Annotated in this window: 18 protein-coding genes; 10 read left to right on the forward strand and 8 right to left on the reverse strand. The window is 57.9% G+C overall.

Going from position 1 to position 22,249, the window contains the following annotated elements; genetic code table 11:
* Window positions 1-220: 220 nt before the first annotated feature.
* Window positions 221-1,825 (forward strand): NAD(P)H-quinone oxidoreductase subunit 4, encoded by a 1,605-nt coding sequence (locus ACVWXW_RS11650; RefSeq protein ID WP_457403935.1) that lies wholly within the window; start codon window positions 221-223, stop codon window positions 1,823-1,825.
* Window positions 1,826-1,876: 51 nt separating this feature from the next.
* Here the strand turns inward: ACVWXW_RS11650 and ACVWXW_RS11655 are convergent, their stop codons facing one another.
* Together ACVWXW_RS11655 and ACVWXW_RS11660 are read right to left on the reverse strand one after the other, a co-directional pair.
* Entirely contained in the window at window positions 1,877-2,473 is a 597-nt protein-coding gene (locus ACVWXW_RS11655) for a Uma2 family endonuclease (RefSeq protein WP_457403936.1), read from the reverse strand.
* 65 nt (window positions 2,474-2,538) lie between these two features.
* Complete coding sequence (locus ACVWXW_RS11660) at window positions 2,539-3,285, reverse strand: rhomboid family intramembrane serine protease (RefSeq protein ID WP_414342387.1); 747 nt, start codon at window positions 3,283-3,285, stop codon at window positions 2,539-2,541.
* A 207-nt stretch (window positions 3,286-3,492) separates the two neighbouring features.
* On the opposite strand from ACVWXW_RS11660, the gene ACVWXW_RS11665 reads away from it, so the two are divergent.
* A complete protein-coding gene (locus tag ACVWXW_RS11665; protein WP_414408845.1) occupies window positions 3,493-4,167 on the forward strand; it encodes a response regulator transcription factor in 675 nt (224 codons plus the stop codon).
* Between the two features lie 148 nt (window positions 4,168-4,315).
* On the opposite strand, the gene psb35 is transcribed toward ACVWXW_RS11665, so the two are convergent.
* Both psb35 and ACVWXW_RS11675 read right to left on the reverse strand, forming a co-directional pair.
* Complete coding sequence (psb35, locus tag ACVWXW_RS11670) at window positions 4,316-4,624, reverse strand: photosystem II assembly protein Psb35 (protein ID WP_414422025.1); 309 nt, start codon at window positions 4,622-4,624, stop codon at window positions 4,316-4,318.
* A 137-nt stretch (window positions 4,625-4,761) separates the two neighbouring features.
* A complete protein-coding gene (locus ACVWXW_RS11675) occupies window positions 4,762-4,980 on the reverse strand; it encodes a hypothetical protein (RefSeq protein ID WP_011433585.1) in 219 nt (72 codons plus the stop codon).
* 184 nt (window positions 4,981-5,164) lie between these two features.
* Here ACVWXW_RS11675 and ACVWXW_RS11680 point away from each other — a divergent pair, with 184 nt between their 5' ends.
* The 4 genes from ACVWXW_RS11680 to radC are packed head-to-tail and all read left to right on the forward strand — an operon-like array spanning window position 5,165 to window position 10,004.
* Window positions 5,165-6,442 (forward strand): cysteine desulfurase, encoded by a 1,278-nt coding sequence (locus tag ACVWXW_RS11680; protein ID WP_414416545.1) that lies wholly within the window; start codon window positions 5,165-5,167, stop codon window positions 6,440-6,442.
* Window positions 6,443-6,480: 38 nt separating this feature from the next.
* Complete coding sequence (locus tag ACVWXW_RS11685; RefSeq protein WP_457403937.1) at window positions 6,481-7,545, forward strand: CIA30 family protein; 1,065 nt, start codon at window positions 6,481-6,483, stop codon at window positions 7,543-7,545.
* Window positions 7,538-9,265, forward strand: coding sequence for an ArnT family glycosyltransferase (locus ACVWXW_RS11690; protein WP_457403939.1), 1,728 nt, complete (start codon window positions 7,538-7,540; stop codon window positions 9,263-9,265). The genes ACVWXW_RS11685 and ACVWXW_RS11690 overlap by 8 nt, the downstream gene beginning before the upstream one ends.
* Before the next feature lie 7 nt (window positions 9,266-9,272).
* Complete coding sequence (radC, locus tag ACVWXW_RS11695) at window positions 9,273-10,004, forward strand: RadC family protein (protein ID WP_414400432.1); 732 nt, start codon at window positions 9,273-9,275, stop codon at window positions 10,002-10,004.
* Window positions 10,005-10,129: 125 nt separating this feature from the next.
* On the opposite strand, the gene fmt is transcribed toward radC, so the two are convergent.
* From fmt to ACVWXW_RS11710, 3 genes are all read right to left on the reverse strand, one after another.
* On the reverse strand, window positions 10,130-11,098 hold the full coding sequence (gene fmt, locus ACVWXW_RS11700; RefSeq protein WP_457403942.1) for a methionyl-tRNA formyltransferase: 969 nt from the start codon (window positions 11,096-11,098) through the stop codon (window positions 10,130-10,132).
* 80 nt (window positions 11,099-11,178) lie between these two features.
* Window positions 11,179-11,907, reverse strand: coding sequence for a hypothetical protein (locus ACVWXW_RS11705; protein WP_457403943.1), 729 nt, complete (start codon window positions 11,905-11,907; stop codon window positions 11,179-11,181).
* A gap of 160 nt (window positions 11,908-12,067) precedes the next feature.
* Complete coding sequence (locus ACVWXW_RS11710; protein WP_457403944.1) at window positions 12,068-13,792, reverse strand: electron transfer flavoprotein; 1,725 nt, start codon at window positions 13,790-13,792, stop codon at window positions 12,068-12,070.
* Window positions 13,793-13,901: 109 nt separating this feature from the next.
* On the opposite strand from ACVWXW_RS11710, the gene ACVWXW_RS11715 reads away from it, so the two are divergent.
* The 3 genes from ACVWXW_RS11715 to ACVWXW_RS11725 all read left to right on the forward strand — a co-directional run bounded on the left by ACVWXW_RS11715 (window position 13,902) and on the right by ACVWXW_RS11725 (window position 19,029).
* Window positions 13,902-15,035, forward strand: coding sequence for an anhydro-N-acetylmuramic acid kinase (locus tag ACVWXW_RS11715; RefSeq protein ID WP_457403946.1), 1,134 nt, complete (start codon window positions 13,902-13,904; stop codon window positions 15,033-15,035).
* A gap of 181 nt (window positions 15,036-15,216) precedes the next feature.
* On the forward strand, window positions 15,217-16,665 hold the full coding sequence (locus ACVWXW_RS11720; protein WP_457403948.1) for a DUF2079 domain-containing protein: 1,449 nt from the start codon (window positions 15,217-15,219) through the stop codon (window positions 16,663-16,665).
* A 315-nt stretch (window positions 16,666-16,980) separates the two neighbouring features.
* A complete protein-coding gene (locus tag ACVWXW_RS11725; RefSeq protein ID WP_457403949.1) occupies window positions 16,981-19,029 on the forward strand; it encodes a PhoX family protein in 2,049 nt (682 codons plus the stop codon).
* A 114-nt stretch (window positions 19,030-19,143) separates the two neighbouring features.
* Here ACVWXW_RS11725 and ilvD read toward each other — a convergent pair whose 3' ends face one another.
* Window positions 19,144-20,841, reverse strand: coding sequence for a dihydroxy-acid dehydratase (gene ilvD, locus ACVWXW_RS11730; protein ID WP_457403955.1), 1,698 nt, complete (start codon window positions 20,839-20,841; stop codon window positions 19,144-19,146).
* A gap of 373 nt (window positions 20,842-21,214) precedes the next feature.
* Here ilvD and fbp point away from each other — a divergent pair, with 373 nt between their 5' ends.
* Window positions 21,215-22,213, forward strand: a complete 999-nt coding sequence (gene fbp / locus ACVWXW_RS11735) for a class 1 fructose-bisphosphatase (protein WP_457403956.1) — start codon at window positions 21,215-21,217, stop codon at window positions 22,211-22,213.
* Window positions 22,214-22,249 lie beyond the last annotated feature (36 nt).

Genomic DNA, 22,249 nt, shown 5'->3' on the forward strand with positions numbered 1-22,249 from the left:
CTTGTGAGAACAGTGGAAGACTGTATTTTGATTTTCGGGTACAACATCCACCCATGCATCTGCTCCATCCCAGGGATCCCAACGCAAAGGGAGAGGGAGCCTTAAGATAATCCTGTAGATTTGCTAAGCATAGATACTCAAGGGCGATTCTGGTAAAGGGCTGTCGGATTGCAGCCGGCAGGGATCCCCCTGATGGTATGGCACAAGCGAGGTTACATCCATGGCGCTGCCCAGCTTGCACGAGTTTCCTTGGCTGACCACGGTCATCGCTTACCCTGTGTTGGCCGCCCTATTTATTCCCCTGATCCCATCACCGGCTGGGGATCCCAGTACCCGCGCCTACGCACAAAAGTTGGCCGAGCGGATCCGCTGGTTTGCTTTGTTCATTGCGGTCACGGATCTGCTGATTCTGCTGGCCGGCTTCTATGTCGGCTACGATCCCGGCCAGACAGGTTTGCAACTGCTGGAGCGCTACACCTGGGTACCCCAAGTGGGCTTGAGTTGGTCGGTGGGGGCTGATGGCCTCTCCATGCCCCTGATCCTGCTCACGGCGTTTATCACTACCCTAGCCATCTTGGCCGCTTGGCCGGTCACCCTCAAACCTCGCCTCTTCTACTTTTTGATGCTGGCCATGTATGGCGGGCAGATCGGGGTGTTTGCCGTGCAGGATATGTTGCTGTTTTTCCTGATGTGGGAATTGGAGCTGATCCCGGTGTACTTGCTCCTCTCCATTTGGGGGGGATACAACCGCCTGTATGCGGCCACCAAGTTCATCCTCTACACGGCTCTCAGCTCCCTGTTTATCCTGGTGGCAGGTCTGGCTATGGCCTTCTACGGGGATCCCATCAGCTTTGACATGACGGATCTGGCCCACAAGACCTATCCGCTCACCTTCCAACTGCTGATGTACGGGGCCTTTCTGATTGCCTATGGGGTGAAGCTGCCCATTTTCCCCTTGCACACCTGGCTGCCCGATGCCCACGGAGAAGCCACCGCGCCGGTTCACATGTTGCTGGCCGGGATCCTGCTCAAGATGGGGGGCTATGCCCTGATGCGCATGAATGCGGGTATGCTGCCGGATGCTCATCTTTACTTTGCGCCGGTGCTGATCGTGCTGGGGGTGGTGAACATCATCTTTGCGGCCCTCACCTCTTTCGCGCAGCGCAACCTGAAGCGGAAGATCGCCTATTCTTCCATCAGCCACATGGGTTTTGTGCTCATCGGCATCGGATCCCTGACGGAGATCGGCATGAGCGGCGCCATGCTGCAGATGATCTCCCACGGGCTGATCGGGGCCAGCCTGTTCTTTTTGGTGGGGGCTACCTACGACCGCACCCATACGCTGGAGCTGGAGGAAATGGGCGGCGTTGGCCTGAAGATGCCCAAGATCTTCTCCATGTTCACCGCCTGCTCCCTGGCTTCGCTAGCCCTACCCGGCATGAGCGGCTTTGTGGCCGAGATCATGGTGTTTATCGGCATGGCCACCACCGATGCTTACTCTCTCCCCTTCCGGCTGGTGGTGGTTTTCCTGGCGGCAGTTGGGGTGATCCTGACCCCCATCTACCTGCTGTCGATGTTGCGGCAGATTTTCTTTGGCCCGGAGAACAAAGAGCTCACCGAACACGAAGAGTTGGTGGATGCCGAGCCGCGCGAGGTGTTCATCATCGCCTGTCTGCTGATCCCAATCATTGGCATTGGGCTCTACCCCAAGCTGGTGACCAGCCTCTACGACCAATCCACCAACGCCTTGGTGGCGCTGCTGCGGCAGGAACTGCCCCAAACTGGTGAGACGGTTGCCCAAGCTCCTGCCCTCTACAACAACTGAATGTTGAATTTGAATTGAGAATTGAGGGATGGAAGGAGATCCACTCTTTTTCTATCCCGCATTGGACTTGTGGCTCTCGCCAGCTTGAACTTGCATCCAGCCGAACAAAGTTGCGATTGTCAGTTGGATCCCTTGGGCAAACGCAGGAGTGGGGATCACCTCTTGGGGATCCTCATGTACTGTCGGCTGCTGCCCGGCAGGGTAGGCGAAAACAACCCTTTCTTCGGGATCCACCACCCACCCCATTTGGCAGCCGTGATCCAGGCCGATCAAGATTTTTTTGACCAGCTTCATTGGATTTTGATTGGGAGAGAGAATCTCGATCATCCAATCAGGGCAAAAGGGGATGAGATTTTGAATGGTGCCATCTTCATCTACAGGGATCCGATCCCAGGGGATCACAGAAATATCGGGCACAATCGCGTATCCGGCGAAGGTGCAGCGCAGCTCTGGAAATGCCATTCCCAGTTGAGAAGGCTCCAACATCTCGTTAATGAAGCTACCCAGTTTTAGTTGGAGACGGCTATGTTTTCCCTGTGGCATGGGCTTCTGGATAATTTCTCCTTTGATGAACTCGCTGGCGGGCTGAGTTTCCGGCTGTTGTAGAAAGTCTTCCAGAGTTAGAGGCTTGGCAGATAGACTGACCATGGCTTTCTCCCATCACGCTGCTATCCGATTAACAATAGACTGAGAAAGTATCAAAGCTGATCAAATCAAAACAGATCCCTGTCACGTTGTTGCCAAGTCATTTGGCGGTCATAAGGGCTTTTGCCGGAAAACAACCCCATCAGCGGCCCCAAAATGGCCCCAAACACAAAACCGCCCGCATGGGCCCAGTAAGCAATTCCCCCACCCTGCATACCGATATTGGTAGGCGTCTGTAGGCTGGCAATGCCGTAGAAAGCTTGCTGGATGAACCAAAAGCCTAGGAACACCCAAGCCGGAACGTAGAGGGTTGTGATAAAAATACCCAAGGGCACCAGGGTCAGAATCTCGGCCCGTGGAAAACGCAAAATATAGGCTCCCAATACGCCAGCAATAGCGCCGCTTGCCCCCAGTGAAGGAATGGGGGATCCCATATCGAAAAACCACTGCGTTAATGCAGCCAAAGCTCCGCAAGTCAGGTAGAAGATGAGGTAGCGCACATGGCCCAAGCGATCCTCAACGTTGTTGCCGAAAACCCACAAAAAAAGCATGTTCCCGCCAATGTGGAGAAAACCCCCATGCAGAAATTGTGAGGTGAATAGGGTTACCCATTCTGGACGCGACGAAGAGGTGATCTCCCCTCGAAAACTGGCCGTCAACTCTATCGGTACCACTGCCCACTCCCGGAAAAAAGCTGCCAGCTCTTGTGGCGACAGGGTTAGCTGGTACAGAAAAATTAAGATGTTAACGATCACCAGGGCATAAGTGACATAGGCTGTGCGGGTGGTTGGGTTGCGATCTTGCAGGGGTACCACAGTTAAGATCCAGTCGACGTCACCCTCTAGCCTAACCTGTCCTTTCCCACCCCCCCAGGCTCACCTCTAAGCCCCTACCTGAGGCTACACTGGGGTAGTCGGCTGGGAGCTATGCTTGCAGACGGATCCCTTGCCGACGAACGCATCTCGGCCAAGCTCGCTCGGCAGAGAATGGACTACAAGATAAGGATTTAGAGGAGTGGATTGATGCCCGAGGTTGAAAGCCCCACTGCCCCGCTCAAGTTTTTGATCGTCGAAGATCATCCAGAGGTGGCTCAAAACAACTGTGAGTGGCTGCAACGCATTGCAGCAGATGCTCAATGTATTACGGTCACCAATCCCATGGACGCCATCCTGCGCCTGCAGCGGGAACAACCAGACTTGGTTGTAGCCGATCTGCTCTATGGTCAAACCAGCGGGGAGCAGTCTGCCGAGCCTGGCCTAGAGTTCCTGCGTCATATCTTTGAGAACTACCCCACCCTAAATGTGATGGCCTATTCCAGCGAGCCGCTGCTGCTAACTCCATTGGTGGGCCTGATCAGCAAACACCAGGGTGGGTTTGCCGCGGTCAACAAAATGGAACGGCGCACCGTGTTTCTGGAGGGGGCCAAAAGCGCCCTGAATGGAGAATTGCGCATGCCGCGGGAGTTGCGCGGTCTTACGAAGCTGACAGAACGAGAAATTGAGGTCTTGAACTTGCTCTGCAAAGAAGCCCTCACCGATCAGGCCATTGCCGATCGCATTCACACCAGCAAGAAGACCGTACAAAACTGTATCCAAAGGCTCAAAGAAAAGCTAGATATTTTCGGCTCTGAGGATGAGATCAACGCCCGCGTTGCCATGTGCATGACAGCTGTTCAGAAAAAGATTATCCAGTGGTAAAGGCTGAAGGCCAGCAGTGACTTGCATCTGCGGCCAGCTCCAGCTTGGGGTACTGGCAAAGGCTGAGTCAAAGCCAGAAGAAGAGAGGCGGAGCTCTCCGGCTGCCATTTTCCAACTCTTCCAGCCATCAGACAGCTTTCAACTGGGATCAGCGGATCCCCAGTGCAGAGGCAAACACGCTGTGGCCCACTATGGCCTCTACCACAACACTGATGGCAAACCCCAGCATGGCCAGCCGTCCGTTCCATCGCTCGGCCTTCTCCGTCCAGCCAATCTCCCACTCCGGCGGGGTATCGCCGTCTTGACCGTACTGCGGCACGTACCGCGGGCGACCGGCGCCTTCCCAGCCAGCAGGGCGCTTGGAGTTGAAGAAAGCCATCGAGCCAATCACAACAGCGGCCACCAGCCCGGCCACCATGACGGCAATGTAGGGGAGGAAGGGATTGTCAAGCATCATCGGACTGTCGAGATAGGGATTGAAGGGTGAAAAAGCTCCCAAAAAGGGTAGAGCTGTAACATCTCAAAGCCGAAGAGAAAGTCTGTGAGATGTCCAATGTGGCTCTACCGAAAAGTTCTTCGACAAATTATTGCAGGTTATTGCAGACCTAGCCACTGGGCGAGAGTGCTGGCAAAAACACTGTGGCCCAGCACCGCTTCTGTAGCAATGCTGATCACCAAGCCCAACATGGCCAAGCGTCCATTCCAACGCTCCGCTTGCTCTGTCCAGCCTGGGATCCAGTCGTTGGTGGTGTCGTAGTACTGGGCAACAGAAGCGGAGTCCAGACGAGAAGGGATTCTGGGAGACGATTGCATTGCTAATACCTCGTATTGGTTGCTGTAACCAAACTTAACACAAAGTTACATTTTGTGACAAGCTTCGCTTTCAGGTCAGGGAGGAAGGGATCCCTGGATGCTGGAAGGGATTGGGCGGATGGGTTTGCCGAAGGCTGGCCGGAAGCGATGTCATACTGAGGGAAGCAGGCCTTTTGCGCAGACTATGGCGGTATCCCCCCTTTCTTCTCTCAAGCTTGACCATTCTTTCGATCTGGCTGCCCAGGTGCGGTCAGATTTTCCGATTTTGCAGCGCCAGGTCAACGGCCACCCGCTGATCTACTTTGACAATGCCGCCACTTCTCAAAAGCCACTGGCGGTTATGCAGGCGATGGATCATTACTATCGACACTGCAACGCCAACGTGCATCGTGGGGTCCATACGCTGAGCAACGAAGCCACAGATGCCTATGAGGGGGCGCGGGAAAAGATCGCTCGGTTTGTGAACGCGCCTTCTCCTCAAGAGATCATCTACACCCGCAATGCCAGCGAAGCCATCAATCTGGTGGCCTACAGTTGGGGCTTGAGCCATCTGGAGCGGGGGGATGAGATCGTCCTCTCGGTGATGGAGCACCACAGCAACCTGATCCCGTGGCAATGGGTGGCCCAAAGGACGGGAGCCCACCTCAAGTTCATCCAGATCACGCCAGAGGGAGAGTTGGATCTGGAGCACTACCGGTCTTTGCTCAGCGACCGCACCCGCTTGGTGGCGGTAACCCAGGTCTCCAACATGCTGGGATCCATCAACCCCGTTCAGGAGATGACTGAACTGGCCCATCGTTACGGAGCCAAGGTTCTGCTGGATGCCTGCCAGAGCGTGCCCCACATGCCTGTGGATGTCCAGGCGCTGGATTGCGATTGGTTGGCCTTTTCGGGGCACAAGATGTGTGGCCCAACGGGGATTGGCGTCCTCTACGGCAGGCGGGAGCTGCTGCGAGCGATGCCCCCTTTTTTGGGTGGGGGAGAGATGATCGCCGATGTGTACTGGGATCACGCCACCTATGCGGATATCCCCCACAAATTTGAGGCTGGTACGCCGGCGATTGCCCAGGCGGTGGGGCTGGGGGCAGCCGTAGATTACTTGAGCCAGATCGGTCTGGAGCGGGTTCATGCCCATGAACAAAGGTTGATTACCCACCTGTTGGACGGGATCCAGCACATAGCGGGTATTACGGTTTATGGCCCCAAGGATCCGGCGCGACGGGCAGGGCTGGTTAGCTTTTCGGTGGAGGCTGTCCATCCCCATGACCTGTCTACTTTGCTGGATGAGCAAGGCATTGCCGTTCGAGCGGGGCACCACTGCACTCAACCCCTCCATCGCTATTTGGGAGTACAATCCACTGCCCGAGCCAGTGTTTACCTGTACAACACGTTGGCGGAGGTGGATCGCTTTTTAGACGTGTTGGCAGAAGCGGTGGAGTTCTTCGGCGCTGCCCTAAGCTAGGGATCCGGGATAGACCTCTGAAGAGATGAGGTAGACTCATGCCTTGGGATCTGGGGCGGTTCTGGAACACGCTCACCTACTATGAGGCCCTGCCTTGGGCTGAGGTATGGCGTCGGGTTCAGAATGGGTTCCAGGCCGTGGAGGATGATTTTGTGCCACCTTCTCTTTCCGAGCCGGTCGCTATCCAGATAGGGGTGGTGGGGGAAGGTTTGCCTGACGGGTTGGCGGAGGCCCTGCGGCAGCAGGGCGTGGAGGTGAGCCATACGCCAGATTGGGCGACAGCAACCGTGATCCTAGGTTTGGGGGATCCACCAACGGCCAAGGCTTATCTGGAGCAATTGCGCAGCAGTGGGCAAACGGAGCGGATGCTGTTCGACTTTCGCCGGCCCAACCCGGATTTGCATCGGTTTTGGGGCATTTTGGACGATGTGGTGATGGGCGGGGCGAGCCAAAGCCAACTGCTCTGGGGAAAGGAGGAGCTGCTGTTCGCAGGCCAGGTTTCCACGGCCAACTTTGGGGGGTTTGTTTCCACGCGCACCCGCAATTGGCAGCCGCCGCTGGACTTGTCGGGGTTTGCCGGTCTGGAGCTGCGCCTGCGAGGGGATGGGCAGCGGTATAAGGTCTTACTGCGGGATCAAGGCGGCTGGGACAGCCCCGCCTACGGCTATGCGTTCGACACTGCGCCGGGAGAAGAGCAGACCGTTCAGATCCCCTTTGCGGAGATGGTTGCCACGTTCCGCGCCCGCCTTGTGCCTTCGGCTCCTGCGCTCAATACTCGCCAGATCTGCTCTCTGCAGGTGATGTTGAGCAAGTTTGAGGCGGATGGCCGCTTGAACCCCCGTTTCCGACCGGGGCCTTTTCAACTGGGCTTGCGCTGGATTGGGCTGTATCGTCGGGAGCCTCTGCCGCAATTGATCGGGGTGGCGCGGGGATCCCTTGCCCCGGAGTGGATAGCTGCCCTGCAGGGTAGCTCCAGCCGTTGGTGTGGGGTGGAGATTCCGGTAGAGACAGAGGGATCCGCTCTGGCAGCCCAGTTGCTCCGCCTCCTGCGCTCGCCTCAGAGCGTGGGCCGGGTGGTGTCTTCAGAAGCTTTCCATGCCTAGCTTTCTGGGCCGCCTCAAGGGATCCCTGGGGATGGGGCTTTTGGCCGGCCTGTGGCTGTGGGTAGGTCAGGGGATCCCCTATCTGTTCGACTGGGATGAGCTGATCTACGCCAGCTTGGCGCGGCAGATGCTGGCCAGCGGGGATCCGCTCTCGTTGGCGATCAACGGGGAGCCCTTTTTTGAAAAGCCGCCCCTGTTTTTTTGGCTGCAGGCCCTGTCCATGGCTGTTTTGGGGATGAACGAATGGGCGGCGCGGTTGCCCAATGCCTGGGTGGGCGGGATCACAGTGGCGCTGCTGGTGGGGTGGGGATCCTGTCTGGGCGGGATGGGGTTCGGCTGCCTATGGGGGATCTTGCTGCTGACGGGCTACCTGCCCTTGTTTTTTTACAAAACCGGTCTCATCGACCCGCTACTCAACCTGGGCATGGGTGTGGGGCTGGGATCCCTTTGGGCCGCCGAGGAGGCCTGGCGGGCCGGGTACTCTGGACGCAGGTGGAGAGCGGTGGGGGCGCTGGCCCTGGGCTTGGCAGTGTTGGCCAAAGGGCCGGTGGGGCTGGTGTTGCCCCTGGCTATCTGGATCCTCTACAAGCTCTGGCAACGGGATCCTCCCCTTCGATGGGGGGAGAGCCTGGTTTTCCTCAGCCTAGCTGTGGCTGTTCCCCTCACTTGGCTGGCGTTGGAGGGGGTGCAACGGGGGCCAGAATGGGTGGAAGAGTTTGGGCGCTACCAATGGCGCATCCTCACCAGCTCAGATGGGCATCCCGGCCCGGTTTATTTTCATCTGTTGGCCTTTGCCCTGGGGTGCTTTCCCTGGGGTTCTTTGGCTTTGGCCGAGATCCTGCAGCCCATCCCCAGGAGCGTGGGCTCGGTGGATTTGACTCGGCGGGCAGAATCTCTGCTGTTGGTGGCTTTTGGGGTGGTGCTGGCCCTGTTTTCGCTGCTGGTGCAAACCAAGCTGGTTCACTACACCTCGCTGCTGTACCCCATTGGGGCCTACTTTGCTGCCCTGCGCTTGCAGCGCCTGGTTGCTGAGAAAAGAGGGCCCAGTTTTTGGGAAAGTGCCTGGATCCTGCTCAGTGGCTTGTTTTGGCTGGCCCTGTGGCTATTGCTGCCCTGGCTGGGATCCCAGGATCCCGCTGGGCTAGTCCAAGCATGGGTCTTTGCCGGCATCCCTGACGACTTTTCCAGCAGCTTGGTGCTGGGATACCTGCAGGCTGAGGTGGAGTGGCCGGTGTTGACCTACGTCCCCGCCGCGATCCTGCTGCTGGGAATTCTCCTTTGGAGTCGAGGACGGCGGCGGGCTTGGGGCTGGACAGTTTTGCTCTTGGCCACCGGACTGAGCGCCCAACTGGCCTGGTGCTGGGTCTTCCCCCGCCTGCTGCAACACACCCAGGGAGGAGCCGTCCACTTTTTCCGGCAGTTTGCCACTTCCGAAAACAACGCCCAGCCGGCTCTCTCTGGAACGGTGGGCCTGTACGGCTTTCGCTCTTTTGTACCCTATTTTTATGGCCCGCTGCAGGTTCCCTACGCCGCCAGCCCAGAAGAGCTGGCCGACTGGCAAGCCCAGGGGCAGGCGCCCGACTACCTGGTTACCTGGGATCCCTTTGTAGCTGAACTTACAGCTCCCGAGGGCGAACAGGCAGCCATTCTGGGATCTTGGCGGGTCGTCGAGCGCCGCAGTCCCTTTTGGCTGTTGAAAAAAACCTCTTCTCCTCCCTAGGCCCCAGATGAGCCAGTACGTGCTGCGCATCAGCGATATTCCTGCCCAAGATCGTCCCCGCGAGCGGCTGCTCAGCCAAGGGGCAAGGCACCTCTCCCACGCCGAGCTGCTGGCCATTCTGCTCAACACCGGACAGGGGCCGGGCAAACTCTCAGCAGTCGGCCTCGCCCAGTTGCTCCTGAAAAAGTTAGAAGCCCAAGGGGATCCCTTGGCCCAGTTGCGCCAGGTGGAAGCCGGAGAGCTGATCCAGATCGAAGGCATTGGCCCGGCCAAGGCAGCAACGGTGTTGGCCGCCATCGAGCTGGGGCGACGGGTGTTTTTGGGTCGCCCGCCAGAACGCACGGTGATCGAGTCGCCGGAACAGGCAGCCATGGCCCTGAGCGGCGACCTGATGTGGGAGACCCAGGAGCATTTTGCCGTTTTGCACCTAGATATCAAGCACCGCCTCATTGGCCAGCAGATCGTAACCCGGGGGACAGCCACCGAAACCCTCACCCATCCGCGGGAAACCTTCCGCAGCGCCATCAAGCAAGGAGCCAGCCGCATCCTGGTGGCCCACAACCACCCTTCCGGCAGCTTGGATCCCAGCCCAGAAGACCTTGCCCTCACCCGGCAACTCTTGCAAGCGGGGCAACTGCTACAGATCCCGGTTTTGGACCACCTCATCTTGGGCGGCGGACAGTTCCTCAGCTTGCGCCAACGCACCACCCTTTGGCAGGAGTTTCCCCAGCCGGAGTAAGCCTCACCCTCTCCCAGAGGGAGAGGGGAGTAATGCAACGGAAATGTTTCATTCATTACTGTATTCGCCACCATTTATTCGCCACCATTTGGGTTGACCACGCCCAAGGGATCCCTGTATGGCTCTCAAGCATCCGGGAGTGGCTCAAAACGCATCCCCACCTTGAGCTGGCCGCCATTGACCAGGTCCCAAGCGGACTGTTCTTTTTTGCCAGGCAGCTGCGCCCGCCGGATCAATAGGGATCCCTCTCCTGTGGCTACGTAGATCCCTTCTCCCCTGGCCAATCCCACCACCTCGCCAGGGCTGCCTTGGGGGAGATCGCCAGGGGGTGGGTGCAACTGAGGAGAGGCAGAGCGGACAATTTTGATCCGCTGCCCCCTCAAACTGGTGAAACAGTCGGGAGAAAAGGCGCGGATTTGGTTGTGCAAGGCCTGGGCAGGGCGCTGCCAGTCGAGGTGAAAGTCTTGTTTTTTGAGCAAAGGGGCGTAGGTTGCCCGGGATCCATCCTGAGGAATAGGGGTGAGTTCCCCTTTCTCCAATTTCAAGAGCGTTTCCACCAAGAGTTCTGCCCCCAGTTGAGCCAGTTGGGGTGCCAATTCTAGGCTGGTTTGCTCTGGCCCAATGGGTAGCTTGGCCTGGAGCAGGATGGCCCCCGTATCCATTCCCTCATCCATGAGCATGGTGGTCACGCCGGTCTCGGTTTCGCCGTTGGCAATGGCCCACTGGATGGGAGCAGCGCCACGATAGGCCGGCAACAGGGATCCATGCACATTCACACAGCCCAGCTTGGGCATCTGCAACACCGTCAGGGGCAAGATCTGGCCGTAGGCCACCACCACAAACACATCGGCAGCCAGCGCCTCCAGAGCCGCCAGCACTTGGGGATCCCGCCGCAGGCGGACAGGCTGCCACACCGGGATCCCGTGGGCCTGGGCGAGAACCTTGGTAGGGGGGGGAAGCACCTTTTGTCCCCGTCCCTGGGGCCGATCCGGCTGGCAGACCAATCCCACCACTTCAAAGGGAGACTGCGGCTGCAACAGGATCTGCAGCGAAGGCAGGGCAAACTCTGGCGTGCCGAAAAAAACAACCCGCATGGCCAACCCCAACGAGCACTGTCCTTCAGAATACGCTCAGCCAGCGGCTGCAAACGCTCGGCTACTTACTATCTCCTCCGTCAACTGACACCCGGAGATTCAGTCTGGGAGGCAGGAGAAGGGGGTGGCGGCTTATCCAGCGGAGAGATTTCTCTCTCTGAGATGGGGGAGCGCCCGGTCAAGGGCACTTGGGGGGCCTGCCAAAAGGCGGGCTGTTTGAGATCGAACTCCTGGCTCCAGGCCGGGAAAAAGGAGCCCAGTTTTTGCCCGGAAAGCCGCAGCCGTTGCAAGAAAGTCCATTCCAGACGGGTCAAGGCTCGCCGCAGAAAATCCTTAGCCCAAGCCGGATCCGGAGCTTCTGCCGCCTGCAAGTTCACCTGCAAGAGGCCCAGCTTGGGATGGAAATGAACCCGTGCTTGGATCCCTTCTGGACGCAACAGGTAATTGAACACCTGCTGGATGGCCACCTCATCCCCCCGCTGAGCGCGATACAGAGGGCTGTTGGGGTTGGGCTGGGGCTGGTAGCGCCACTCGCAGTGCCATTCCGGGATCCCTTCATTGGCCAGAAAGCCAAACAGCTCCACCTGACGCTGCCTGTGGGTCAGCGCCATGTGCTCCAATGCCGGCGAGAGGCTCTCCAGCAAAGCATCCGGCTCAGGCAGGGGATCCCCCTCTAGGCGCAGCAACAGGCGGTGGCCGGAAAGCCGCGCTTGTACCTGAAGATGGCCCAACCCCAGGGATTCCAGAGCTTCTTGCAGATCGGCCAAAATGGCGGGCAGAGGAGCCTGGACATCCAAAGAATCGCTCACCGACAAAAGATCTCCAACAAGCCCTAACCCAACCTAGCCAATTTCCAAGGTTGCTTGGATCCCTGGGATCGTCGGCCAAGATGGCCAGATCCATTCACCTCAGTTGCTAGACCCCCAGGATCAGGCGAGCTGCAGCGAACTGAGTTAACCTCAGCAACGGCTACAGCCCATAGAAATCCGGCCCGGATCCCTCGTAGCTGGGGTTGACCCGCAAGTTTAAGTGGGGACAGATGATCTCGCAGGTGCGGCACTGGATGCAGTTTTCCAAAGACATGGCATGGGAGCGGATGCCATTTTGGTCGCGGATGTGGTGTACCTCTGCTGTGCAGTCGGCAACGCAGGGGGTGGGGCGATTCAGCTTGTCGTAGGCGGCGATGCACCGGCGGCAGGTTTCGGCGTCGAACTCCAGGATGTGACGGTTACCCTCGGGGTAGCGGGGATCCGCGAAAAAAACCGCATCGGGCCGCGAGAAATAGCCCGGTCGAGCGGCCAATTCCTGGGGAGCCAAGGTTGTGGGGGCCACAAAATCCGCCTGAATGGCGGCGTGGGGGGCCACATAGCCTCGCGGGGGTGGCTCGCTGGGGCTGACCCGCCCGGTGAGCAGGGTGTAGGCGCGCAGAGTTTCTCGTCCGCGGCGAACGGGATCCTGCAGGCCCCAGCGCAGGGATCCCAGCCAGGGGTGGCCGGCATCGACGCTGCGGCACACCTGAGGTAAGTATTCTTCCAGCAGGCGGGAGTTCTCCAGAAAAGCCTCGCGGAAGTAGCGGCTGCGGTAGAGGTTTTGCCCCACTGCACTTTCCATCACCGCCCTTTGGTAGTCGGCCTGGATGCGCAGATCCCCTTTCAAGAAGCCATCGTGAATGAGGCCCGCCGCCAGATAGCCGGTTTCCATGGCATTATCCACCCCGGCCAAGCTGCCCACATCCAACACCCCCAGCGCATCCCCCAACAGCAGGGCTCCCTCAACGCCAAACCGGGTGGGCAGGCTGTGGTAGCCCCCTTCGGGAATCACGGCAGCCCCGTACTTGAGCAACTTGCCGCCGGCAATCAGGGACTGGATCCAGGGGTGAGCCTTGAACTCCTGCAGACGCTGCTGGGGGTTAAGGTTGGGGTTCCTGCTGTCGAGGCCGATGATCAGACCTAAGGCCAGGCGATTGTCTTTGAGGCCATAGACAAAGCCCCCGCTGAAGCTGCCATCCAAAACCGGGTAGCCCAAGGTATGCCACACCTGCCCCTGCCGGGACTGGGGGATCTGCCACACCTCTTTGACCCCCACCGACCACAGTTGCGGGTTGGGGCGCAGTTGAAACTTCTCGATGAGATCTTTGGAAATGAAGCCTTTGTCGCCGAAACAGGTGAGTTCGGCAAAGATGCAATCTTCGTACACTTGGCCGGAATCGCTCGCCCGCACCCCAATCACCCGCTCCCCGTCGTAGAGGATTTCATGGGCGGCAAAGCCAGGGAACACATCCAGGGTAACGTTCGGGATCCCTTTGGCTTTTTCCTGCAGGGTTTCGGCCAGCCAACGGATGACGTGGCTGAGGGTGAGAATGAACTGCCCCTGCTTGCGAAATCCCGGCGGGATCACCGCTTCCGGCAGATCCCAGCGCTGTTGGGATCCCAGCACGCTCAAGTGATTGGCTTCCACCCGGCCTTCGTGGGGAAATCCTTGGCTTTCAAAATCGGGGAAGAGCTTGGCGATCACTTGGAGGTTGCAGATGGCGCCACTGACGATGTGACCGCCGAATTGGCGGGCTTTTTCCAAAATGGCAATAGAGATTTTCAGCCCAGAGAGCTTGGCCAGATCCAAAAGGCGGTGGGCCAAGATCAAGTTGGAGGAGCTTCCCCCCACCAAAAGAAGGTCGTAGCGGATGGCTTCACTCATAGTCCCCCACACGGTAGCTCTGGATACCCTGCCTGTATCCTAAAAAGGGGAAGGGGAAAGGGGGCAAAACTTTAGACCTTCTCAAGCCTCTGGTTGAGCCGCTAGCAAAATGATTGTCATTGGCTTAATGTCGGGCACCTCTGTAGACGGGATCGATGTAGCCATCGTCCGCATCGAGGGCGACGATTCCCTACAGTGGGAGTTAATGCATTTCCAGACGATCCCCTATTCCCCAACGCTGCGGGCAGAGATTTTGCGGGCTGCGGATCCCAAAACCGGCACGGTAGATCACATCTGCACCTTGAACTTTCGCTTGGGTCGAGCTTTTGCGGCAGCGGCCTTGCAAGGGATCCAGGCGGCCCATCTTACCCCCCAACAGATCGATCTCATCGGCAGCCATGGCCAAACCCTTTGGCATAACCCCAGTGGGCCAGAAGCTTCGACTTTGCAAATCGGTGAAGCTGCGGTGATTGCCGAGCTGACCGGGATCCCGGTGGTGAGCAATTTTCGGGCGCGGGACATGGCAGCAGGAGGCCAAGGCGCACCTTTGGTAGCTTTTGTGGATTGGCTGCTGTTGAGGCATCCCCACCTTCATCGTGTGGCCCAGAACATCGGCGGTATTGCCAACCTTACCTATCTCCCCAGCCTCTACAGTGGGGGATCCCCCTTGGCTTTCGACACCGGCCCCGGCAATGTTTTGATTGATTTGGCGGTGATGCGGGCCAGCCAAGGACAACAAGCCTTTGATCGCGATGGAAAATGGGCTGCCCAAGGCCAAGTCCACTGGGAAAAAGTTGCAGAATGGATGCGGGATCCCTATTTTCAAAAGGCACCGCCCAAAACCACTGGTCGGGAGTATTTTGGATCCCTTTATTTGGAGCAAATTTGGACCCAATTTATATCTGCTCACGACTGTATTGCCACCCTCACAGGGTTTACGGCCTGCTCCATTGCCCAAGCCTATAGGGACTTTTTGCCCGCGACCCCAGATCAAGTTATTCTCAGCGGTGGCGGCACCCAAAACTCTGTTCTCATGCAACTGCTGCAGGAGCAACTGCCGACCACAACCCTGTTGACTTCCGACCAAGTGGGGATCCCTTCTAAGGCCAAAGAGGCCCTTGCCTTCGCGGTATTGGCCTATAAAACCTGGCAAGGTAAGACCAACAATTTACCGGAAGCAACTGGGGCAAGACATGCTGCCATCTTGGGCCAAATCACACCCTCTTGCCGTAGTCAGTCCTAACTCATCCGTATCGTTATCTCCAACAAGCTTGAGCCATTCCTCATACTCCCGAGGAAAGAGAAATGTCCGGAATTGCGGCGGAGCCTCTGCCGAATCCAGATCTCGCTAGGATGTCACGCAAGGCTGAGAAAAGCGATAAAGTTACCTTGCCAAGATCTATAAATCAAAAGCCCTAGTTCTTATGAAGGATCGTCCTCTGCCTCCACTTCTGCTGGCAATCATGATTTTTAATTTCTTCATTCTCTTTGGCTGTAGTGTTGTCCGGCATCACCTGTTTCAGTCTGGAGGATATGATCTTGGCATCTTCGACCAATCCATCTATCTAATCAGTCGGGGAGAGGTTCCGTTTTCGACCATTCGAGGGATCCACATCTTGGGAGACCACGCAGCCTTTATTCTCTATCCCATCAGCTTTTTGTACCGCATTGTCCCCTCGGTCTATTGGCTATTTGGGCTCCAATCCCTGGCGTTAACCTTGGGAGCATTGGCTATTTATCACCTTGCACTTCAGGCCAAGGTCGATCCCGGCCAAGCAATGGTGATTGCCACAGCCTATCTTCTCTATCCGGCCATTTTTAACGCCAACCTTTTTGATTTTCATCCAGAGGTTTTGGCCGTTCCCCTTTTCTTGGCGGCTGTGCTCTGCATTCGCTCTGGAAAATTGTGGGGGTTCCTTCTCTGTTTGAGCGGCATCCTCGGCTGTAAAGCAGTGTTGTCTCTCAATGTTGTCGCTCTGGGAGTCTGGCTGTTGCTTTGGGAAAGAGGACGAATTCAAGAACGCTGGCAATGGCGCTGCCAAGTGGGCGGCTGGACGGCAATTGCAGCAGGATCAGCTTGGTTTGGGATAGCCACTTTTGGGGTCATTCCTCACTTCAGCGGCAGCGAGCCGGCAGCCGTTTCTCATTACGACTATCTAGGGAATTCTGTTGCGGAAATTGTTCAAGGTTTAATCTTGAGACCGATGCTGGTTTTGAGCAAAGTCTTCTCTCTGGACACCCTGTTTTATGGATTTTTATTGGTTGCGCCTTTGGCTTGGGGCCTCTCTTGGCGACACTGGGATCCCTGGATCCCTGCCCTGCCTACCCTGGGTTTGAATATACTCTCCAGCAACCCCGCCTATCGAGATCTGGTGCATCAGTACGCTTTGCCTATCGTTCCTTTCTTGTTCTTAGCTGTCATCGAGAATGTGAAAAATCACCTCTTCCAGAGCCATTTTATAAAAGATGGAAAACTGCCCCTGATCTGGTCTTCGCTGGCCTTTTTGGCCTTGGGGAAATACACCTTTTTCGGCTCGATTTATCTCAGCTCCCTGGACACTTGGCAGGCAACCCGACAGGCTCTTGCCCAGATCACCACCCAAGGGGGCGTCCTCACCACCCACGAGATCAGCCCTCACCTCACCCAGCGACCTGTAATCTACTTTACAGACGAGGGCCGCTTCAATGGATCCCCGCCCTCTCAATGGGATCCCTTTGATTATGTGTTGCTCAACACCCGTCATCCGGGGTGGCGCAGCACTCCAGAGTTCTCCCGCATCCTGATCGAAGCTTTACAGAAGGAAACCCAGTTTCAGCTTCTGTACCATCAAGATGGGGTGTATTTGTTCTCTAGGTTACGAAAAGACCTCTAAGAATCGCATAAGAATCGCAATTCTAAGGACTGCAGACTACTTTATTGGCACTTGATCTAATTGACTTAATCTAATTGACTTAAACCAAGTCTTCTTCTCGTTGCAACAAATGATTAAGAAACTGCTGCTTCAATCTAAAGAAATTGTTTACACTTGCAAGGCTTAATCTGAGCTTAGTCTTCTCTTAACTTCAAGCCACTAACTTTGTAGTGCCTATCCTCATGCGCGAATAGAGTAGCGCAGGGGTTAGGTGCTGTTTTATAAGACTCGTCAAGTTTCTGAACAAAACTTGTCAAGACAAGAGGAGAAGTCAACATGAGTATCCATTCGCATGGCCCTAAGCTTCGTCCTGGGGACGAGCCTATGTGTAACCACTCTCCCAACCCCACTTTCAGCAGCATCCTGGAGAGCCGTTTGCAGCGGCGTCAAGTGTTGCAGGGGGGAATTGCTGCGGCGGTGGCCACCTTTTTTGGCTTGCCTGCGCTGAACAGTGCTTCCAAATCGGCAAAAGCCGCCAGTGGCAGTGCTTTGCTGGGCTTCAAGGCAATTCCTGTGAGCGCGGAAGACAAACTGGTGGTGCCCGAAGGCTACACTGCCCGACCGCTGCTGGCTTGGGGTACTCCCATCACCGGCACCTATCCACAGTTCAAGCTGGAAAACACCGGTGCCGAGCAGGGAATGCAGGTGGGCAGCCACCACGATGGCATGCACTTCTTCCCCATCGAAGGGAAGGATCCCTGGCAGGGCAGCTCCACCGAGGGTTTGCTGGTGTTTAACCACGAGTACGTTGAGCCTCGGTTTATGCATGCTGCGGCTGTGGGCCAGAAGCTGGATTCCGACCTGTATCCCACCAATCCTGACGGCACCCGCGATCCCGATCAGGTGCTGAAAGAGCTGAATGGCCACGGGGTGAGCATTGTCCACATCAAGCAGCAGGGAGATGGCAGTTGGGAAGTGGTGCGGGATCGCCTCAACCGCCGCATCACCGGTCTTACCCTCATGGAGATCCACGGCCCGGTGCGGGGATCCGACTTCGTGAAAACCAAGTTCAGCCCTGAAGGCACAATGACCCGGGGTACTTTGAACAACTGCGCCCACGGCGTCACTCCCTGGAATACCTACCTTACTTGTGAGGAGAACTGGGCGGGCTACTTCAGCAACACCAGCAAAGGCCCCGACCAAAAGCCCAACCTGCCCCGGGAGCACAAGCGCTACGGCGTAAGCACCGAGACTTCCCGCTACGGCTGGGAGCTGGCCAGCAACAAGGCAGACGAGTTCATCCGCTTCAATGCCACCCCCACCGCTGCGGATGCCACTCAAGACTACCGCAATGAGCCCAACACTTTTGGCTGGGTGGTGGAGATCGATCCCTTTGATCCCAGCAGCACTCCCAAGAAGCGCACCGCTCTGGGCCGCTTCGCCCACGAAGGCGTGGTGTTTCAGCCGCCGGTGGAAGGCCAGCCGATTGTGGCCTACATGGGGGATGATGCCCGCTTTGAGTACATCTACAAGTACGTCTCTGCCGAGCCCTACCGCAAGGAAACGGCGGGTGGACATCTGTTGGACAATGGCACCTTGTATGTGGCCAAGTTCAACGAAGATGGCACAGGGGAGTGGCTGCCGCTGGTGTTTGGGAAAAACGGTCTAACCCCGGAAAACGGCTTCACCAGCCAAGCAGATGTGTTGGTGAACACCCGCACGGCGGCAGATTTTGTCGGTGCTACTAAAATGGACCGGCCTGAGTGGGGAGCGGTGGATCCGCAAACCCGCATGGTCTACTTCACCCTGACCAACAACAGCCGTCGGGAACAAGACCAGGTGAACGCTGCCAACCCCCGTCCCAAAAACAAGTGGGGTCACATCATCCGTTGGAAGGAAGCCAACGACCGGCCTCAAGCCACCCGTTTCGAGTGGGATCTCTTTGTCTTGGCCGGGCCGCCGGAAGATAGCCGCAAGCTATCGGGCCAGCCCCTCAATGAAGACAACATCTTCAACTCTCCCGATGGTCTGTGGTTCGATGCCAGCCGTCGCCTCTGGATCCAGACCGACACCAGCGAAAGCAATCTCAACAAAGAGGAGTTTGCGCCTTTTGGCAACAACCAAATGTTGGCTGCCGATCCGGATACAGGGGAAATTCGCCGCTTTTTAACCGGGCCGATTGGGCAGGAGATCACCGGTGTGGTCACCACTCCCGATCAGCGCACCATGTTCATCAACGTGCAGCACCCAGGCGCCAGCACCAGCGAGGACGACTTTGCTGCCGGCAAGGTCGATTCCCGCTGGCCAGACTACGACCCCAATCTCTACCCCCGCTCGGCGGTGGTGGTGATCACCAAAAATGACGGCGGGATCATCGGTACCTAGTTGTCTCTGAGGCCGTCAGCCCATAAAACCCAGCGGCAGGGATCCCTTCTCTCTGCCGCTTTCTCGCACTCATAGTCGCTTCAGGTTAGGTTGAGACGCCAGGGCTACGAGGAATTAATCCCACAGGTTTAAATCCGTCACTGCCCCCAGGCTGCTGCTGGAGACCAGCTTGGCGTACTTGGCTAGGGTGCCCCGTTTGTAGCGAGGCTCAGGAGGAGACCAGCGGGCGCGGCGGCGGGCCAGCTCTTCTTCGCTCACATGCAAGTGCAACTGGCGAGCCGGGGCATCAATGGTGATGAGATCCCCTTCCTCCACCAGGGCAATCGTGCCCCCCACATAGGCTTCGGGAGCCACATGGCCCACTACCATGCCGTAGGTGCCGCCGGAGAAGCGGCCATCGGTGATCAGGCCAACGCTATCCCCCAAGCCGGCGCCGATGATGGCCGAAGTGGGCGAGAGCATCTCCCGCATGCCGGGGCCACCTTTGGGGCCTTCGTAGCGGATCACCACCACATCCCCTGCTCGGATCTGGCCGGAGAGGATGGCCTGCAGGCAGGACTCCTCTGAATCGAAGACCCGCGCCGGCCCGGTAATTTTCGGGTTCTTGACGCCGGTAATCTTGGCTACTGCTCCTTCGGGAGCCAGATTCCCCTTGAGGATGGCCAGATGCCCTTGGGGATACAGGGGGCTGTGCCAAGGGCGGATCACCTCCTGATCCGGGCTAGGCTCGTCCGGCACATCCCGCAGGACTTCGACGATGGTCTGGCCGGAGATGGTGAGGCAGTCCCCGTGCAGCAGGCCGTGGTTGAGCAGCATTTTCATCACCTGGGGGATCCCGCCGGCCCGGTGCAGGTCGGTGGCCACAAACCGCCCTGAAGGCTTGAGATCGCAGAGGACAGGCACGCGAGCACGAATGGTCTCGAAATCATCTAGCGTCAGGGGCACTTCTGCCGCATGGGCAATGGCCAGAAAGTGGAGCACGGCGTTGGTGGATCCCCCTACGGCCATGATCACCGAGATGGCATTTTCAATGCTTTTACGGGTGATGATGTCGCGGGGGCGGAGGTTGGCTTTGATGGCCTCTGCCAAGACCTTGGCCGATTGGGCGGCACTTTCGGCTTTCTCTTCGTCTTCTGCAGCCATGGTGGAGGAGTAGGGCAGACTCATCCCCATAGCCTCAAACGCGCTGGACATGGTGTTGGCCGTGTACATGCCGCCGCAGGATCCGGCACCGGGACAGGCATGGCGCTCCACCGCCAGCAGCTCTTCCTCGGAGATGCGCCCGGCGCTGAACTCCCCTACGGCTTCAAAGGCGCTGACGATGGTGAGGTTGCGGCCATTGTAGTGACCCGGCTTGATGGTGCCGCCGTAGACGAAGATGGAGGGCACATTGAGGCGGGCCATGGCGATCATCGCCCCCGGCATGTTCTTGTCGCAGCCGCCGATGGCCAAGAGGCCATCCATGCTCTGGCCGTTGACCACCGTCTCGATGGAATCGGCAATCACTTCCCGCGACACCAGCGAGTATTTCATCCCCTCCGTGCCCATGGAAATGCCATCGCTGATGGTGATGGTGCCGAACACCTGGGGCATACAGCCCGCCGTTCTCAAAGCCGCCTCCGCCCGCTCCGCCAGAGTTTGGATCCCCATGTTGCAGGGGGTGAGGGTGCTGTGGGCGTTGGCAATGCCGACGATGGGCTTGCCGAAATCTTCGTCGCGAAAGCCCACGGCTCTGAGCATGGCGCGGTTGGGGGAGCGCTGTACCCCTTGGGTGACCACTTGGCTGCGCAGTGGGAGCGGAGAATTGGCCATCATTGCCAGAGGGAATCGAGAGGAAGTGGGCAAGGAAGAAAACGGCTAGAACTCATCCTACCGCCTCTCTTCGGGGGAACACTAGCTCTGCCGGCAAGAGGGATCCAAACCAAATCTGAAGCAACTCTGTAAGTTGTCTGCACCTGCGCCAGGAATCGGCCAGCCTACCTAGTAGAAGGGATCCCAGGTTCCAATCGCCCTGGCAAGACCGAGTCCTTGCACTCCGGGTCAAGACGCAGGGGTCGGGGATCCCTTGTATGGGTGTTTTTCTTTCGTGTTGGCGAAGCCTCGTATGGTTCTCAGCTCTCCTCTCCCCTCGCCTGCAGTGCCCAGCAGTGCCGACCGCGTTAGCGGGACGGAGTCCTCACGGGAGATGTTGCGGGATGTGCTCACCCTCTCCCGTCATGTTTTACAGCAGTTTGGCAGTTTTACGGCAGAGGCCCAAGACTTCAGCGCCCTGATGAACCGCATTGCCCTGGCCGGCAAGATGATCGCCCGGCGGCTGAGTCAGGCAGGACTGATCGAAGGGGCGCTGGGGGTTACCGGCAGCCTCAATGTCCAAGGGGAAGAACAGCAACAGATGGATGACTATGCCAACCGGGCCTTCATTCGCGCTTTGGAGCAAACGGGCCTGGTGTGTCGGCTGGTCTCGGAAGAGATGAAAACCCCGGCTCGCCTGCCGGAAAACTGCTCCCTCAGCCGCTTGGCCCTGATGATCGATCCCCTGGATGGATCCTCCAACATTGACGCCAACCTCAGCGTCGGCTCTATCTTCTCCGTCCTTCACCCTCTTGAGGATCGCCCGGAAGCGGACAACCAAGACCTGCTGCAACCGGGCCGTCGCCAACTGGCTGCAGGATATATTCTCTACGGCCCCAGCACCCAACTGGTCTACTCCGTTGGCAAGGGGGTACACGGTTTCACGTTGGATCCCAGCTTGGGGGAATTTATCCTCTCCCGCAGCGACATCCGCATTCCTGAACGCGGCTCCGTCTACAGCCTCAACGAGGGCTATTTCTGCCACTGGAGCGAAGGGATCCAAAACTTCGTTCGCTATGTTCACCGCCGCGATGGCTACATCTCCCGTTACAGCGGCGCTCTGGTGGCGGATTTTCACCGCATTCTCCTGCAGGGCGGAGTTTACCTCTATCCCGGCACCCAGAAAAAACCGGAGGGCAAGCTGCGCCTGATGTACGAGGCCAACCCCCTGGCTTTTCTGGCCGAGCAGGCGGGCGGGGCGGCCACCACTGGCACCGAGGCCATCCTGGATATCGTTCCCCAATCTCTCCACCAACGGGTGCCCCTTATCATCGGCAGCCGCGAGAACGTGGAAGAAGTGCTGCGCTGCCTGGAGGGTTCTCTGGTGCCCTAGGTTCTTCCCAATCCTTCTCTTTGAGCCAAGCTGGCC

The organism is Thermostichus sp. MS-CIW-30 (assembly GCF_054058015.1).